General features: G+C 53.0%; 13 protein-coding genes and 2 pseudogenes. 12 read left to right on the top strand and 3 right to left on the bottom strand.

The genetic code is table 11. The annotated features are described in order from the left end of the window. Nucleotides 1-532, top strand: a 532-nt coding sequence (locus tag CG67_RS11965; RefSeq protein WP_025903181.1) for a glutamine amidotransferase, incomplete at its 5' end; no start/stop codon positions are given. Between the two features lie 71 nt (nt 533-603). Here CG67_RS11965 and CG67_RS11960 read toward each other — a convergent pair. Continuing rightward, nucleotides 604-2013: an MFS transporter gene (locus tag CG67_RS11960; protein ID WP_025903180.1), complete on the bottom strand. Its 1410-nt coding sequence runs from the start codon at nt 2011-2013 to the stop codon at nt 604-606. A 174-nt stretch (nt 2014-2187) separates the two neighbouring features. Between CG67_RS11960 and CG67_RS11955 the strand changes: the two genes are divergently transcribed. Together CG67_RS11955 and CG67_RS11950 are read left to right on the top strand one after the other, a co-directional pair. Further along, nucleotides 2188-3132, top strand: coding sequence for a LysR family transcriptional regulator (locus CG67_RS11955; protein ID WP_025903179.1), 945 nt, complete (start codon nt 2188-2190; stop codon nt 3130-3132). A 336-nt stretch (nt 3133-3468) separates the two neighbouring features. After that, nucleotides 3469-4299 (top strand): fumarylacetoacetate hydrolase family protein, encoded by an 831-nt coding sequence (locus CG67_RS11950; RefSeq protein ID WP_025903178.1) that lies wholly within the window; start codon nt 3469-3471, stop codon nt 4297-4299. 956 nt (nt 4300-5255) lie between these two features. Here the strand turns inward: CG67_RS11950 and CG67_RS11940 are convergent. Further along, nucleotides 5256-5654: pseudogene (locus CG67_RS11940) on the bottom strand (hypothetical protein); the annotation flags it as partial. A 115-nt stretch (nt 5655-5769) separates the two neighbouring features. Between CG67_RS11940 and CG67_RS17845 the strand changes: the two are divergent. The 5 genes and pseudogenes from CG67_RS17845 to CG67_RS11920 form a co-directional block, all read left to right on the top strand. Continuing rightward, a pseudogene (locus CG67_RS17845) lies at nt 5770-6006 on the top strand (Tn3 family transposase); the annotation flags it as partial. 302 nt (nt 6007-6308) lie between these two features. After that, the gene (locus CG67_RS11935) at nt 6309-6896 is read left to right on the top strand and encodes a sugar dehydrogenase complex small subunit (RefSeq protein ID WP_025903175.1); all 588 of its coding nucleotides are present in this window, start codon (nt 6309-6311) and stop codon (nt 6894-6896) included. A gap of 207 nt (nt 6897-7103) precedes the next feature. Further along, nucleotides 7104-8510: a cytochrome c gene (locus tag CG67_RS11930; RefSeq protein ID WP_038024792.1), complete on the top strand. Its 1407-nt coding sequence runs from the start codon at nt 7104-7106 to the stop codon at nt 8508-8510. Between the two features lie 42 nt (nt 8511-8552). Next, nucleotides 8553-10184, top strand: a complete 1632-nt coding sequence (locus tag CG67_RS11925; protein WP_025903173.1) for a GMC family oxidoreductase — start codon at nt 8553-8555, stop codon at nt 10182-10184. A 156-nt stretch (nt 10185-10340) separates the two neighbouring features. Continuing rightward, complete coding sequence (locus tag CG67_RS11920) at nt 10341-10727, top strand: restriction endonuclease (RefSeq protein ID WP_025903172.1); 387 nt, start codon at nt 10341-10343, stop codon at nt 10725-10727. A gap of 313 nt (nt 10728-11040) precedes the next feature. Here the strand turns inward: CG67_RS11920 and CG67_RS11915 are convergent, their stop codons facing one another. After that, complete coding sequence (locus CG67_RS11915) at nt 11041-11928, bottom strand: EamA family transporter (protein WP_025903171.1); 888 nt, start codon at nt 11926-11928, stop codon at nt 11041-11043. A 306-nt stretch (nt 11929-12234) separates the two neighbouring features. Here CG67_RS11915 and CG67_RS11910 point away from each other — a divergent pair, with 306 nt between their 5' ends. The 4 genes from CG67_RS11910 to CG67_RS11895 all read left to right on the top strand — a co-directional run bounded on the left by CG67_RS11910 (nt 12235) and on the right by CG67_RS11895 (nt 16926). Further along, a complete protein-coding gene (locus CG67_RS11910) occupies nt 12235-12936 on the top strand; it encodes a nitroreductase (protein WP_025903170.1) in 702 nt (233 codons plus the stop codon). Then, a complete protein-coding gene (locus tag CG67_RS11905; protein WP_025903169.1) occupies nt 12933-14084 on the top strand; it encodes an AMP-binding protein in 1152 nt (383 codons plus the stop codon). Before CG67_RS11910 ends, CG67_RS11905 begins: the two co-directional genes overlap by 4 nt. Continuing rightward, a complete protein-coding gene (locus tag CG67_RS11900; RefSeq protein WP_025903168.1) occupies nt 14081-15208 on the top strand; it encodes a thiolase family protein in 1128 nt (375 codons plus the stop codon). The genes CG67_RS11905 and CG67_RS11900 overlap by 4 nt, the downstream gene beginning before the upstream one ends. A 335-nt stretch (nt 15209-15543) precedes the next feature. Further along, the gene (locus CG67_RS11895) at nt 15544-16926 is read left to right on the top strand and encodes a diaminobutyrate--2-oxoglutarate transaminase (RefSeq protein ID WP_025903167.1); all 1383 of its coding nucleotides are present in this window, start codon (nt 15544-15546) and stop codon (nt 16924-16926) included. Nucleotides 16927-16932 lie beyond the last annotated feature (6 nt).

Genomic DNA, 16932 nt, shown 5'->3' with positions numbered 1-16932 from the left:
GGATCGGCTGCCGTGGAGTGAGGCCACCGCAGAATGGATACGTCAGGCGATGGCCGCAGAGATGCCGCTGTTGGGTGTCTGTTACGGTCATCAGCTGATGGCTCATGCCCTGGGCGGCGAGGTGGGGTATCTTGACTGCATTCGCGAAACAGGATGTTTACCGGTCAGCCTGACTCCCTCTGCCGCGGCCGATCCTTTGCTGGAGAATTTACCCGCCACTTTCCCGGTGCATTTGACGCATATGCAGTCGGTGACACGGCTGCCAGCGGGGGCAGAGGTGCTTGGCCGGTCGGCTATCGACCCCCATCAGATTATCCGTTACGGAAAGTATGCGGTTTCCACCCAGTTCCATCCGGAATTCCCGGTCGCGGCCGCCAGAGCGATGATAGAGAGAAACAGGACGGTCTTCAGTCAGGAAGGAAGGGATACTGATGTTATTCTGGCGCAAATCACTGAAACCCCGGAGGCGACCGGGATCCTGCAGCGGTTTATTGAACATCACTTGCCGGACGGTCGGGCGGAAGGCTGCTGAGGACAGGTTACGCGCGGGAACCCGGGCCCCGTGAAGGTAGCCACCGGGGCTGAAGCCCCGGCAGTGAAGCATCAGGGGCGACGAATGCGGCTGACGCTGACGGTAATTGCAATCAGGCAGGAAGCCACGGCAACCCACAGGGCAATATGTACGGCATGACTTTCACTGTGCAGATCTTTCTGGCTGAATAGCGCGAGGATCACACCGATGGCGGCACTGCCCATGCATTGCCCGAACATCCGCATAATGGCCAGTGTTCCGGATGCATAACTGCTGTTTTCCCGCGCCACATTGGATAACATTTCGCGGTTGTTCGGGCTTTGGAAGCAGCCAAAACCGATACCACACACCAGGCTGCGCAGACAGATATCAAGGACACTGGCATGCTCCGGCAGGGTAGCCAGCAGCGCCAGACCCGTGACAAAAATACAGAGCCCGGTCGTGGAGATCAGCGCTGGCGGAAAGCGGTCTGACAGGCGGCCGGCGTGAGGAGCGGCCAGAATGATGCCAATCGGCCACGGCGTAAACAGTAATGCCGAGATAAACGCGCTGTAGCCATACACATTCTGGAACAGGAATGGCAGCGCAATAAAAGTGATCCCCTGACTGATAAATGATGCCATTGAGGTCAGTGCAGCCAGTGAAAAACGTGAAGACGAAAAGATAGACAATGGTAATAGCGGTTTACTGGCCCGGCGTTCACAGCGGATAAACGCAGCTCCCGCGGCCACCGCCAGTACCAGGAAACCTGTCGCATGGAGTACGGTGTCTGAGGTTAATGATTGCCCGCCGTGCAGTGCAAAACTGTCCGCGGCCATGATCAGGCTGCCGGGTACAATGGCCGACAGAAAAGCCCCTTTAATATCGAAAGGCTCGGTAATTTTTTTTACCCGTTCCGGCAAAACGCGCATGGCCAGAGTAATTGCCAGAATTCCCGGCGGCAGGTTAATCGCAAACAGCCACTGCCAGCTGAACGCTGAAAGCAATGTACCGCCCAGTAACGGCGCAATGGCTGTCCCTGACGCAACAAGCAGCGCATTCATACCAAGAATGCGGCCCAGTAACCGGTTAGGGAAAACTGAACGCAGTACCGCCGGACCAATACTCAGGGTCGCGGCAGCCCCAATCCCCTGAAGAATACGCATGGCTATCAGCGTGTGCGGGGTATCGGATAATGCACATCCCAGCGACGAAAGCGTGAAAACCAGTAAACCGCAGGGATACTGAACACGATAGCCCACCCGGGGGGCCAGTGAGGCAAAAATCGCCAGTGTCATGGCGGCGGCTAACAGATAGCCGTTCGATACCCAGATAATCTCTGATGCCCGGACATTCATCGCGCGGGCAATTTGCGGCAGGGCAACATTGACCATCGATGCATCAAAGACAGTCATCGCTGTGGTCATCATCACTGCTATCATTGCCAGCCGGCGCTGTCGTCCGGGCAGCCCTTCATCACCCGGCATATCAGAAAAAAGCATGTTACATGTCTCCGCGGTTACTTCTTGTTGCGCCCGGAAAAAGCGATCCGGGTTGCGCATTGATTTGTAAAGGGGGGGAATATACTCTCTCAGGATAGCAGGCGGAAGGTGCATTGTTTGCAGTTATATAGTGCACACAACGCCATGGTTAAAACATCAACAGGAAAACTCACGATGGCTGAGGCTGATTTTAATCTGTTAACCGCGCTGGATATGCTGCTGACGACCCGCTCGGTGGCCGGTGCCGCCCGCAGACTCGGGCTGAGTGCCTCCGCAATGAGCCGTACGCTCAGCCGTTTACGGACGGTGACCGGCGACCCGTTACTGGTGAGAGCCGGACGGGAAATGATACTCACCCCCTATGCAGAAGAGATCCGCGAACGTACCCGGAAAACAGTATTTGCCGCGAGAGAGCTTTTGCGGCCGGACACCACCGCACTTTGCCTGCCGGAACTGGAGCGTACATTCATCCTGCGGGCCAATGACGGGTTTATCAGTGCATTCGGCGCGGCATTGATTGCTGTAGTTTCGCAACAGGCCCCGGGCGTCCGGCTATGCTTTATCCCTAAGCCGGAAAAAAACGTCAGCCAGCTGCGCGAGGGGCGGGTGGATATTGAGATCGGCGTGGCCGGGGATATGGGGCCGGAAATCCGTCTTCAGGCCCTGTTTCGTGACCGGTTCGTCGGGGTGGTTAACAGCCATCATCCGCTGGCACAGTTAACCCGTATTACGCTGCAGGACTACATCCGCTGGCCGCATATTGCCTCATCCAGGCGGGGGAAATACAACGGGCCGATAGACAGTGCACTGGCAGAGCTGGGCTTTCAGCGGGAAGTCGTGGCTGTGGTGCCGGGGTTTGCGCCGGCACTGGCCGTGGTGACAGGCTCGGAACTTATCGCTCAGGTGCCGGCATCGTTCCTGCAAAATTACCCCGGAATTTCCGCGTTGCCGGGGGAAGGCGCTCTGCGCCGGTTCGAACTCCCGGTGAAGGTCCCCGGAATTACCGTATCGCAGATGTGGCATCCGCGCTCGGACAAAGATCCTGCTCACCGCTGGCTTCGTGAGCAATTACGCACAGTCTGCCGCCGGGAACCACTGGCAGAGTTCAGTCACCAGTAACCGGAGCCTGGTCCCGGTGCCACGGCGGGCTGGGTAGATCAGCAGCGAATTAAGCTGTTCGTACAATGAAAACCGGTGTTGACCTCTGTTATTTAGCTTAATTCCCTTGTTTATCAGTAGTTAATTTTAACACTGAGCCGGTTAAGCAGGATGATCAACTATCTTTGAATTTTTAAAAAATAATGATATTTATCAGGAAGATGTGGAATCTGTGACCGGGGAAAACGTCCGGAACAGACGTAATATGTTCAACTGAAAGCATTTTCCTGCTGGATCTGCTGCGTCACAATCGTAATAATATGGGGACCCTCACAATCATAAGAACACTAAATTACTATGCAGTTATGCAGTTTTAAAATAAATAATAATGGCCAGCACAGCTTCGGTCTCATCCGGGAAAACGGTATCATCGATGCCGGTAAATATGTGGATTACAGCGATCTTAAAGCGGTACTGACAGCCGGTGCCCTGGGCGAGATTGCTGCGTTGTCTGATAAACCTGCAGATCACCAGCCAGACGAAATTACTTTTTTACCGGTCATTGAGAATCCTGGTAAAATCCTTTGTGTCGGCATGAACTACTCTGAGAAGCGTAAGGAATTCGGTGAAACTAACCCGGCGCCGACGTTATTCGTACGCTTTGCCGATACGCTTTCAGCACATAACACGCCGCTGCAGAAACCCGCCAGCAGCGAACAGTTCGACTATGAAGGCGAACTTGCGGTGATCATCGGAAAAACCGCACACCAGGTACCGGCCAGTGAGGCTCTGCAGTATGTGGCAGGTTACAGTTGCTTTATGGATGCGACGGTACGTGATATGCAGTTTACCTGGTTCACCGCCGGTAAAAACTGGCCGGCGACCGGTGGTTTTGGTCCGTCCATGACCACCACCGATGAGATCCCTGACCCGCAGCAACTGGATATCAAAACCTTCCTGAATGATCAGCAGGTGCAGCATGACTCCACGGGCAATATGATCCATACCGTGCAGGACATCATTGCTTACGTGACCTGTTTCACCCCGCTGGCACCGGGCGATGTGATCATCACCGGTTCACCGGGAGGTGTGGGTAAATCACGCACCCCGCAACTGTTTATGTTCCCGGGGGACCATATTTCAGTTGAAATCAGCAAGATTGGTACATTGGCTCACACGATTGCCTGATCCTTTCTGATGACAATGCTCTGTTTTTGAAGCGGAGCAATCCCTCCGGCCAGGTGCTGTACTCCGGGACCTGGCCGGATTTTTTTGCAGGCGTTACGGTATGCAGTGGCAGACTACGTACTGAGAGTAGTGCAGATAATCGCGCTCTGCCGGATGCACTTCGGTATTCCCCGGACACACGTCCTTTTTCCCTGATATCCCACTTTGCCGGAAACGGTACTGCAGATCTTATACGCTTTCCCCCGCGGCAGCTCAGGGCAACGCCGGTCCACAGGCAGCGACCTCGCAGCGGTAACATCTGAGTAGCAGTGAATAGCGGTGCCCGCGAGGGCAGGCCTCATTGCTGGTGGACGTGAACAGATATCAAATATCTCCCCGGATTATGAGAAATCCTGCCGGTGTTTTCGGTCTTCACTGGCCTGTTTCCGTCATCCTGCACAGAGGGCAGCTCTTCTATAGAATAAATACTGTATAAATATACAGTACCCCGGAAAAATATGACTTGTGCTGTTTTTTAGACCAATATGGCGATTGCACACACCCTTTTAGGGTGAAAAATGTACTTTCCGGGCGTGGTTAATTCCGGGAGCGGGAAAAATGTCGCTGAGCAGACGCAATCTATTGTCATTGTTCAGTAAAAACAGTCAGAAAAGAGCAGGGGCGAACTCCCAATATCCAGAGTCCGCATCCTGATGCCCTTAGCTGTCAGGCACAACAGCGATCGTTCCATGAATCACGATAGAGAATATTTCTTTATTAACGCTGTCACCATTTACAGTAGCGCGTAAAAATAACAATCATAACTATGGCGAATACGCCTATAGGCCAGACAGGACTGTCAGGGAAAAAATACCCCTGAAGCAGTGCGAAAATAACTGTGAGAATTACAGGACCATAAAGCGATGATAAAAACCTGAGTTGCCACAGTATAAATTTCTTTATTAATTGAATCATGGTTATCTGATCATCCTGGTGATGATGTTTGCTATACCGGAATCAGACGACCATTGCGCTTCAAGTGCGCCCGCGCGCTCGAATACCGGTTCAATCAGGAAATACATCATTTCCAGTTGTTGCATGTAAAGTGCAGAGTAATAAGCAGGATATTGTATGTGTAGACGACGAGCACTATCCGCTACTTTCTGAACCAGGCCATACGTGGCCACAACCCCCGCAGCCGTACCCGCTGCGCGTCCCGTAAGGTCACTGAGTTGAATACTTAGAGTCAATCCAATACGGACGCTGGTAGCGACCGCTAAAGCGTACCCCGCACCGGTAAGGGAGCTGGCCGCGATATGAACATTTACGGCCATAAGCGCTTTTTTAATATACTCTAATTGGTTATTAGTTTTGTGTTAGCCTGTAGGTAACTGATGACTTCATTGTTGTTGTACATAATCGCTCCATGCTAATTTTCATTACATCCAGTTTTTCATTATTTCCCACGGGAAAGGGGCCGGCAAACAGTTAAGGAAGGTAATATTTGGCTACGATCCGCGTGTTCGCAGTATTTACACGCTGAAGTATCTGCGAAACCCGCAGTTGGAGCGCAATATCCGTCGCTCTCAGAGCCGCGTTGGATCTTATCACCAGCGGCGTGCAGCAGTCGCCAAAGTTGGAAGTAAAAAAGAGATTACACCTACCTTCCAGAGCAGCAATGAATTTATCGATCCCGATACACTGGTTGCAGGAATTAAACCGGGGTAACCGAAACCGGCGCAGAATCCCTAATCATTCATTCGTGAAAATACAAAAGCCTCCTCTGTAAACAGAGATTTTTATTGTCATTATTTTCAATGTGTTAAGCATGTTACCGCAAATCGCCCACCCATCCTGGATAACTAAAAATTTACATTTGAGTTTTTTCGTTAACTTTAAATGTAATTTATTTTATATATTTGTAAGTATATCGTTACTTTTTGAGATTTTTACTGGTCCCTGAGGATAGTATGGTGATGCGTGAGTATTGTTGGCGCTGTTGAATCATACAATAAGCATCAAGGAAATTTATGGACAATAAAAATTATCCCGCCACAGAGCCGGCTCTGAGTGAGGAAGGGTTACGTCGCCGTCGTCTTTTCGGTCAGACCGGCGGGCTGGTGGCCAGTTTTGCTATCGGGTCTGCTATTGCAGGGGCGACGCTGAGCAATAGTGCCAGTGCAGAGCCTGCCACACCTCAGCCGGATACCGCTACACTGAACCAGTTCCTGAAGACATCCCGTTTTCTGACCGGTCATCAAAGCCTGGACACGACCCTGGGTCAGCGTCTGTATAGCGCTTTTAGTGAGAAAGATCCGACCTTTGTTACCCGCCTGGCCTCCCTTAACCAGTGGATAGCCGATAAAAACCCTCAGGATGTGGAAGCACTGGATACCCAGTTACAAGGGCAACCCCTGCATGACCTGATGATGTCTGTGATTAAGGGCTGGTATCTGGGCGTTACCGATGAGGGCCACCATGCGAAAGTGTACGGCTACCAGAATGCCCTGATGTATCAGGTACCGCGTGACGGTATGGTCATCCCGACTTATGCCCACAATGGTCCGGATTACTGGACAGCTGATCCTCCGCCGGTTGATCGCCTGCTGAACTTTTAAATAAAACAAAAAAACCTTTCCGGCCTGACAACCTGAACTGTGGTTGATCTTTATCTGTCACTGTTCAGCCTTCGACTGTTACCGGTAACAGTCTGGTTTATGGCAGAAATTTTATGCGGAGTGAATGTGAAATATCAAACGTCGATAAGGAAAAGAGCCACGGGGACCTTTCGCAGAAAGCTGCTGGCGCTCTGCCTTGGATGTACCGTGACGGGTGCGTTGCCGGTTTATGCGGCTGAAGAAGTCCCGGTCCATCAATCTGCTGTCGATAACAGTACCGATGCCTTGCTGAAACAGGGGCAGTATCTGGCTGTCGCGGCCGACTGTGCGGCCTGTCATACTGATCCGCAGACCAAAAAGACCTTTGCCGGGGGATACGCCATCCATTCACCGATGGGGGTGATCTATTCCACGAATATTACACCGTCAAAAACCTATGGTATCGGTAACTATACCGAAGCTCAGTTTGAGAATGCGGTACGTCACGGTATTCGTGCCGATGGCAGCCATCTTTATCCGGCAATGCCTTATACCTCCTATGCCGGCCTGACCGATCAGGATGTGCATGCACTGTATTATTACTTTACACACGGTGTTCAGCCCGTTGAACAACCTAACCGCATCACCTCTCTGGGCTTTCCGTTTAACCTGCGTCAGGCCATGTGGGGATGGAACCTGCTGTTCCTGAAACAAAAACCTTTCCAGCCGGATCCGTCACAGAGCGCCGCCTGGAACCGCGGTAAGTATCTGGTCAATAACCTTGAGCACTGCGGCGAGTGTCACACGCCACGTAATATTATGATGGGCACCGAAACCGGCAGTGCTGAACTCAGTGGTGCGGCGCTGGGAAGCTGGTACGCTCCCAACCTGACGTCAGATCCGCTGAGCGGTATCGGCAGCTGGCATCGTGATCAGTTGATGACTTACCTGAAAACCGGCCATGTGGAAGGTAAGGCGCAGGCCGCCGGTCCGATGGCAGAGGCTATCACCAACAGTCTTCAGCATCTGAGCGATGATGATATCAGTGCCATCGTTACCTATCTGCAAAGTCTGCCGGCGGTGAGTCATCCGGGTCAGGCCAAACCAACCGGCGATTTCGGCAGCCCGGCGGGGATGGCAGGGGATTCGGATATTCGCGGAACGCAGCCCATGGGCTCAGCGATCCCGGCGGACATTACCGGTAAAGCCCTGTATGACACCACCTGTGCCAGCTGTCACCAGACCTCCGGTACCGGCACAGCCGATGGCTTCTACCCTTCATTGTTCCACAATACAGCGACCGGCGGAAATACACCGAATAACCTGGTGTCGGCCATCCTGTTTGGTGTTCAGCGTGAAGTTAACGGTAAAGAAGTGCTGATGCCGGCATTTGGTCCGGGCTCGGATGTTCAGTCCTTAAATGATGACCAGGTGGCAAAACTCAGCAATTACATCTTTAAACAGTTCGGTAATCCGCAACTGTCTGTCACTGCTGCAGATGTTAAGACTCTGCGCGAAGGCGGAGCCCAACCGTTCCTTGCACGCTATGCCGCGGCCGGTTCGGTGATCGGGGGCATTATCGTGCTTTTGATCATTGTCCTTATTGTGGTGCGGCTGTCACGCAAACGTCGTTGATCGTGCCGTCATTTTACGAATTTGTAGTATTTCGAGGTGGTTATGTCTGAGCAATATAGCGCTGATGTGGTAGTGGTAGGCGCAGGGATTTGTGGTGGTACCGTCGCAAAAGAACTGGCGGAAGCCGGATTATCGGTACTGGTTCTGGATGCCGGCCCGCGCTGGGAGAGGGGGGAAGTGGTTGAAAACTGGCGTAATATCCCCCCGGTCAATAAATCAGAATCTGATTATGCGACACCTTATCCGCCGGAACCCTGGGCGGTTCACCCGCAGTTATACCCGTATAACAACTATCCGGAAGTCTCCGGCCCGGATGCCTCTGCATTTCGTCAGGGGATGATTAAAGGTGTCGGCGGGACGACCTGGCACTGGGCGGCATCGTGCTGGCGCTTTCTGCCCCCGGATCTGCAATTACACACCACTTATGGTGTGGGGCGTGACTGGGTAGTGACTTATGATGAATTAGAAGATTATTACTACCGTGCCGAAGTGATGATCGGGGTTAATGGCCCGAACGACACGACGCTGAAATATGTTGCACCACGTAAGAAGCCGTTCCCGATGGAACCGATGCCTTACGGTCCGGCCGATCGCCGTTTTACGGAAGTGGTGGCTACCGCCGGGTACGAAAATACCCCGGTTCCGCAGGGGCGTAACAGCCGCCCTTATGACGGACGTCCGCAGTGCTGCGGTAATAACAACTGTATGCCTATCTGTCCTATCGGTGCCATGTTCAATGGTATCCATACGATTGTGAAAGCAGAAAAAGCCGGTGCGAAAATTCTGCCTAACGCGGTGGTCTACCGGTTTGAAACCGATGAGCATAATAATATTACGGCTCTGCACTATTACGACCCGGATAAGAACTCCCACCGCGTTACCGCACGGACCTTTGTGCTGGCCGGTAACGGTATTGAAACACCGAAACTGTTATTACTGGCAGCCAATGATCGTAACCCTAACGGTATTGCGAACAGTTCAGATATGGTCGGCAGAAATATGATGGACCATCCGGGGATCCTGATGAGCTTCCAGGCGTCAGAGCCTATCTGGACCGGCGGAGGCTCTGTACAGATGAGTTCCATCACTAACTTCCGTGACGGTGACTTCCGCAGAGAGCATGCGGCGATTCAGATAGGGATGAACAATACGTCCCAGAACCATAAAGCGGGTGTGAAAGCACTACAGATGGGCCTGGTAGGTAAAAAGCTGGATCAGGAAATTCGTCGCCGTGCGGCCTGCGGTATGGATATTTATGTTAACCATGACGTACTGGCCAACCCGGACAACCGTCTGACCCTGAGTACTCAGCGTAAAGACAGCCTGGGGATCCCGTATCCGCATGTTACCTATGATGTCGGGGATTATGTGCGTAAAGCGGCGGTCTCTTCCCGTCAGCACCTGATGCAGATAGCGAATCTGTTCGGTGCGACAGAAATTGAAATGACGCCGTACTTTAACCCGAATAACCATATCATGGGCGGAACTATCGGGGGGCATGATCCGAAAGACTCCGTCGTGGATAGCTGGATGCGTACCCACGATCACCAGAACCTGTATATTGCTTCCGGCGGGGTAATGGCAGCGGCAGGAACGGTTAACTCGACACTGAGTATGGTTGCGCTTTCTTTGCGGGCGACCGACAGTATTAAACGCGACCTGCAGCACGGCTAACGGAAAAGATACAAAAGCAAAGGCCCCTTCACGGGGCCTTTTGTCAAAGCACCGTCCCGTTTTTATTGCGCTAAGGCTTTACGCAGCGTCTTCACCTCACCGGCACTCATATCGCCGGAAATCATCAACGCTGATAATGCTAAGGCTCAGTATCTGATGGCTATTACCAGTTTGTGTAGTTTGCTTACCTGGCAGGACTTTGAGTTGCTCGTAGATCTGATTTTCTCTGCCAGTGGATGGAGAAGAACTGGGAGCCTTGGCAAGACACAGAAGACTGTCGATATTGAACTTGAACTGCCCACTACCAAAGAACAGGCATTTGTGCAGGTGAAGTCTGTTGCTAATCAGTCTGTATTCTCTGAGTATCTGTCACGTTTCCAGACCAGTGATAGCTATGATCGGATGTTCTTTGTCTGGCATCATGGGACATTGAGTGAGGATCTTCATGCTGAAGGCGTCACTATGATTGGGCCTACGAAGCTTGCAGAACTCATACTGGACACCGGGCTAGCCCGATGGCTTAGAAATAAGGTTGCGTATTAGCTCGCCATCTTATCGGTCACAGGCATTTTTTATAGACGATGCCTTTTCTTTCTCTGTGTCTTGGATAGCTAAATTTGGCCACTTTCAAAGGTATGTTAATGTCCGTTCCTCGCTCACAGCGGCCCATCATGCCAGCTCAATAAAAAACAGGTTTCATGTAGGATACGTTTCCGCTTTCCAGGCGGCGCCTTTGCGTCACTGGCTATACCTTATGCTGCAACACATAGTCGGGAATGACAGGTGTTTATATCGCCCTCCCTCCGGCACGCAGGTAGCGTTGTGCCGGAGGGAGGGCAGGAAAAGACGGTGAGTCTTAGTCGGTGGCTTCCTGTGATACCGGGCGTTGCGGGGAGCGTGTCGGGTGGGTGTAATTAATGCCGATGGCAATGGCGATCAGACAGCAGCCTGCGATCAGCCTCAGCACCGGAACATCATTCCCCCAGAGCAGCATATTAATAATCAGTCCGACCGGCACATGCAGTTCGTTGAAAACGGACAACGTCGCGACCGAGACCAGTGTACTTCCTTTCGCCAGCCAGTAACTTCCCAGCGCCGTGGCGACCACACTCAGATAAACCAGCACCGTCCATTGGGCACCGGTTTGTGGCAGATGGCCCTGCTGACCGAAGAAGTAATAGAGCGGGGCGGTAATGATCAGCGCACCCAGGAAGAAGTGACCAAACAGCTTAGGTAACGGAACATCCGGCTTATATTTCAGCAGCAGGCGACGACAGATGACCTGCCCGGCGGCAAACGTCAGGTTCGCCAGTTGCAACAGCCAGAAACCTTTCCAGAAATGCCCGGTCAGCGGATGGTAGTGAATGACAATCCCGCCGGAGACGGCAAACAACGCGGCAACCAGCGTCCAGGGATTAAACCGTCGTTCCAGCGCATTATTCAGCAGACTGATATAGAGGGGAGTTTGTGTGGTAAACAGCAACATCTCCGGCACCGTCAGCATAGTGTAGCTCTGATAAGACAGCGCATAGGTGACGCCGAACTGAAGGGCACCGGCGAACCATAACCCGGCAATTAACCGTTTCGGCAGATTACGCCATACCATAAAGGGAACAAAAATCAGGGTGCCTGCCAGCGTCCGGAAGAATACGGCGAAATAGCTGTCAACCTGGCCGGCAAGGAAATGGCCGGTCAGACTGAATGAGGATCCCCAAAGGAAGGTAACGATCGCGAGATACCACACAGAGTTGTAAACCTATATCAGAAAATTTGGTTGACGATTATGTGGCGGATGGCGCATTTACGCAAGTCCCCGGCAACAGATGATGGGCTACCGGGCAGATTTAAGGGGCTATAACGGAAGAAAAATGCAGAAGTTAAGAGATATGAACGTACCCGCCAGCCTGTTCCCGGGCGGGCTTTCGGGGGGGGAAGACTTGTAAGGCTGTGGTCATAAAAATAGTTTACAGCTATACTCGGCACATCGGGTCAGATTACCGTTTAACGGTGACTGTCTTATTTTTTGTCCTTTGTTCAGGCTGTATTTACGATGCGCAATCCCCGTCATCCGTTGTCAGAATTACTGACTCAACGCCATTCCTGTCGAGCCTTCCTTGATGAACCCGTTCCTCTCAGCGATATCAGGCATATCCTGCAGGCGGCCCGTCGTGCCCCCAGTGGTGCGAATCTGCAACCCGGTATGTTCCATGTCTATACCGGCGAGCCGCTGGCAGAAATGACGACTCAGCTAGCCCTGATAGCTCAACAGCCTCCTGAAGAAGAACTGTATAGCTATTTTCCCCGACCGATGCCTGTGTATCTGAAACAACGTCAACGGGAAGCAGGTTATGCACTCTATCAGGCGCTGGATATTCATAAACGCGATATTGAGGGACGCCGCCGTCAGTTTGCAGCGAACTATCGCTTCTTTGATGCTCCGGTCGGTATTGTCGTGACACTCCATCGGGAGATGGGGGCCGGCTGTTTTATGGATCTTGGGATGGCGCTGATGAGTTTCTTTCTTTCCGCTCAGGAACTGGGCTACGGGACCTGCGGTATCGGTGCGCTGGCAAATTACGGCCGGGCCATTCATCAGTTGCTTGCGTTACCTGAACAGGAAACCGTGATCTGTGGTATTGCTCTGGGCAGGCCGGACATGACGGCCGCGGTTAACGGCTTCCGTACCGCCCGTGCGCCGGCAGAGGAGTATTCCACGCTGCATGGATTTACCGACAGGGAGGACGGAATATGAGGGCGGAGGCTTATTTTCGTTACCAGGGCGTTGCGCTGGAGAATGCTGGTGGTGAAGTCGCCGATGCGTTACAGCGGGTAGTGACTGCTTATACGGGCGGTCTGACATTCCGGGCGATCAGTCAGTCACCATGGATTGAAATCGGTCACGATACCGGGCATATCGAATGTACAACCTGTGGCAGTAGCGGGATCCCTAAAGTGATCCGGCGGCCTTTTATCACATGGCAGAAAACCTTTGACCTGAACCGGCAGCTTTTTGGCCTGACCGCCGGGGATCGCAGTGCCATTTTTGGCGGACTGAATCATTCACTGGCTCTGTACGGCGTCTGTGAGTCGTTACACCTCGGGATGGAATGTGATTTTGTCACCGGTATGCGTCCGCGTGCTCAGGTTTTGCAGTTACAGGCTGCCGGGACTACGGTGCTGTATATCACACCGACACAACTGCGTTTACTGACCGGCAGCGGGGAGACATTGCCGAAGGTACGGTTGATCCTTTGTGGCGGGGGAAAGCTCGATGCAAAAACCCGTGAACGTGCTGCCCGGTATTGTCCGGCGGCGACCATCCATGAGTTTTACGGGGCATCTGAAACCAGTTTTATTACTCTGGCTGATGCAGAAACGCCCGGGGGCTCAGTCGGTAAGGCCTATCCCGGCGTCAGCATTGAAATACGTGGTGTTCAGCAGGGTGTGGGCGAAGTCTGGGTCGATAGCCCGTATCTCTTTTCCGGCTATGCTGCCGGGGGAAGTGAGGAAACCCGGACAGACGGGAATTTTATGACCGTCGGTGAGCTGGGTTTCCTGGATCCGCAGGGGCATTTATGGCTGTGTGGTCGTCGCAGCCGCATGGTAACTATCGCCGATAAAAATGTGTATCCGGAAGCCGTCGAAGCACTGCTCAGTCAGTATTCAGACAGCGGGTTATGTGCGGTCATTGCCGCCCCGGATGCCAGCCGTGGCCACATATTACATGCCTTCATTCAGGGACATCCGGATCCACAGCAGGAGAAGGCACTGCGCAGGCTTATCACCGAACAACTGGGTAGTGAGATGGTTCCGCGCCGTTTCTGGTTCCTGCCTGACTTCCCGTTACTGTCAGCCGGTAAAGCTGACCTCAAACGTTTAGAGGACTATCTGAAAACGTGAGTGTCATTATTGCAGCGCTGCGTAGCGCAGTGGTACCGCGGGGGGGCGCATTTGGATCGCTGAAGGTTCACCAGCTGGCAGAGCCGGTGATCACTGCACTGCTAACGCAGAGCGGTATTGCTGCTGCGGAAGTGGATCAGCTGATTCTGGCTAATTCACTGGGAGCCGGGGGGAATCCCGCCCGGATGACTGCTCTGGCGGCCGGAATGCCAGGGGTTTCCGGGATCAGTATTGATACCCAGTGTGCCGGCGGACTGGATGCAGTGGCTCTGGCTTCTGCGCTGGTGGATTCAGGCGCTGCCGGGATCGTGATTGCCGGCGGCGCAGAAAGTTATTCCCGGCGTCCGCTCCGTGGGGAGACTTTTGCCGATGGTCGCCCGGCCTGTTTTTATACCCGTCCGCCGTTCAGTCCGGATCCCGCGACGGATCCGGATATGACGGAAGCGGCGGATACCCTGGCGGCGCAATATTCTCTGACCCGTCAGGCCCAGGATGCCTGGGCGATAGACAGTCACCGAAAAGCGGTGGCAGCGCGTGACCGGCTGCAACAGGAAATCGTACCGATAGCAGGGATCGTCACTGACGGTTATCCGCGCCAGCTAAGTGAGCGCCTGGCAGCCCGTGCTCCGGTACTGTCCGGGACGGTGAGCCTGGTGTCTACCGCTGTTGAAGCTGATGGTGCGGCTTTCTGTCTGGTGGTTTCCGATGCTGTCGCGGCCCGGCTGAAACCCGTCAGCGGGCTGACCATTTGCGGTTCCGTCAGCGCCGGTGCAGACAGCCGTTTACCAGGATATGCGCCTGTGGTGGCGCTAAGGCAGTTATTCTCTGAATTTCCGCGGGTGGATCCGAAGCAGTGTGTCACCGAACTGATGGAAGCCTATGCCTCGCAGGCGATAGTTTGCCTTCAGGAAAGCGGGCTGGATTTGCAACAAACGAACTGCGGTGGCGGGGCGCTGGCCAGAGGCCATCCGATCGGGGCTTCAGGTGCTATTCTTATCTGCCGCCTGTTTCATGAGCTGCAACGTTCAGGCCGCAGTTATGGGGTATGTGCCATTGCGGCCGGCGGCGGCCTGGGCAGCGCGATGTTACTTTCTCAATACGAAGCCCATAACCCCCATCGCTAGAGAGTTATACGGGGCAGCCGGATAAAACGTCATCCGGGGGGCTTCTGAGTCCGTCAGTTAGTACAGAATACCCGCAATCACTGAAAGGGAATTTACCCGTCAGTGATTAACCCTTCGACAATGGACCGGGATTTAGTTACAAAACCGATCCGGCCGCAAGACAGAAAATGCTTTCTTATCGTTGATTTTTAAAGGAAAACCCTGAAAACCCCGAAAAGTAAAAACAGTTGTCACGCCCTCTGAAAACACATATATTAGCCGCGCTTTATAGACCCTGTTTTTTAACCTTTTATTCAATCCGGCACAGAGCTACTCCGGGTTGTAGGAGTGATATGATGACGGATAAAGTCCGTATGAATACTTTGAATGCGCATTCATTACCACAAAGCAATGAAAACTTCTTAAACAGACAGTCTGAGTTTGAATCAAACGTCAGAAGTTATCCGCGCAAATTGCCTCTGGCGATTGCTAAAGCACAGGGCGCGTGGATCACCGATGTTGAAGGTAAAGAATATCTCGATTGTCTGGCCGGTGCCGGTACGCTGGCGCTGGGTCATAATCATCCGGAAGTGATTGAAAGCATCCAAAGTGTTATCACCAGCGGATTACCGTTACATACACTTGACCTGACCACCCCGTTAAAAGATGAGTTCTCAGCTTATCTGTTATCGTTGTTACCGGGTGAAGGGAAAGAATACTGCTTACAGTTCACCGGACCTTCCGGGGCCGATGCAGTGGAAGCGGCACTGAAGCTTGCAAAAAAAGCGACCGGGCGGAGCGGCATCATCAGTTTCTCCGGTGGTTACCATGGTATGACCCACGGTGCACTGTCCGTGACGGCCAACCTGTCGCCGAAAGAAGCGGTTGATGGCCTGATGCCGGAAGTGCAGTTCATGCCTTATCCGCATCTTTATCGCTGCCCGTTCGGCCTGGGTGGTGACGCCGGCGTGAAAGCGATTTCTTACTACTTTGAAAACCTGATCAACGATGTTGAAAGTGGTGTCCGTAAACCTGCGGCCGTGATCCTGGAAGCGGTACAGGGTGAGGGCGGTGTTAACCCGGCACCGATCGAGTGGTTACAGCGCATCCGTAAAGTGACCGAGGAACACGGTATTTTACTGATCCTCGACGAAGTTCAGGCCGGATTTGCCCGTACCGGTAAGTTCTTTGCCTTCGAACATGCAGGTATTGAGCCGGATATTATTGTGATGTCTAAAGCTGTGGGTGGCAGTCTGCCACTGGCGGTACTGGGTATTAAAAAGAAAATTGATGTCTGGTCTCCGGGGCACCACACCGGTACTTTCCGCGGTAACCAGATGGCGATGGCGACCGGTCTGACTACGCTGAAGATCCTGAAACAGGAAAATATCGCAAATCAGGTGGCTGAGCGCGGCGAATGGCTGTCCGGTGAACTGCGTAACCTGCAGAAACGTTATCCGGTGATAGGCCAGGTTCGTGGTCCGGGCCTGATGATCGGTATCGAAATCGTCGACCCGTCCAAAGCACAGGATGCGATGGGCTCTTACCCGGCTGACGGGCAGCTTTCTGCACTGTTGCAGAAAAAATGTTTCGAAAATGGCCTGATCCTGGAGCGTGGCGGGCGTGATGGTTGCGTTCTGCGTCTGCTGCCATCCTTGCTGATCACCAAAGAAGAGCTGGGTATTTTCCTGCAGAAATTTGAACAGGCTCTGCTGGACGCCGGTGTTCAGCCTGTATAACGGAGT

This window comes from Tatumella sp. UCD-D_suzukii (assembly GCF_000611875.2).
Lineage (GTDB): Bacteria > Pseudomonadota > Gammaproteobacteria > Enterobacterales > Enterobacteriaceae > Tatumella > Tatumella ptyseos.
This window is presented reverse-complemented; position numbering and strand designations above follow the sequence as displayed.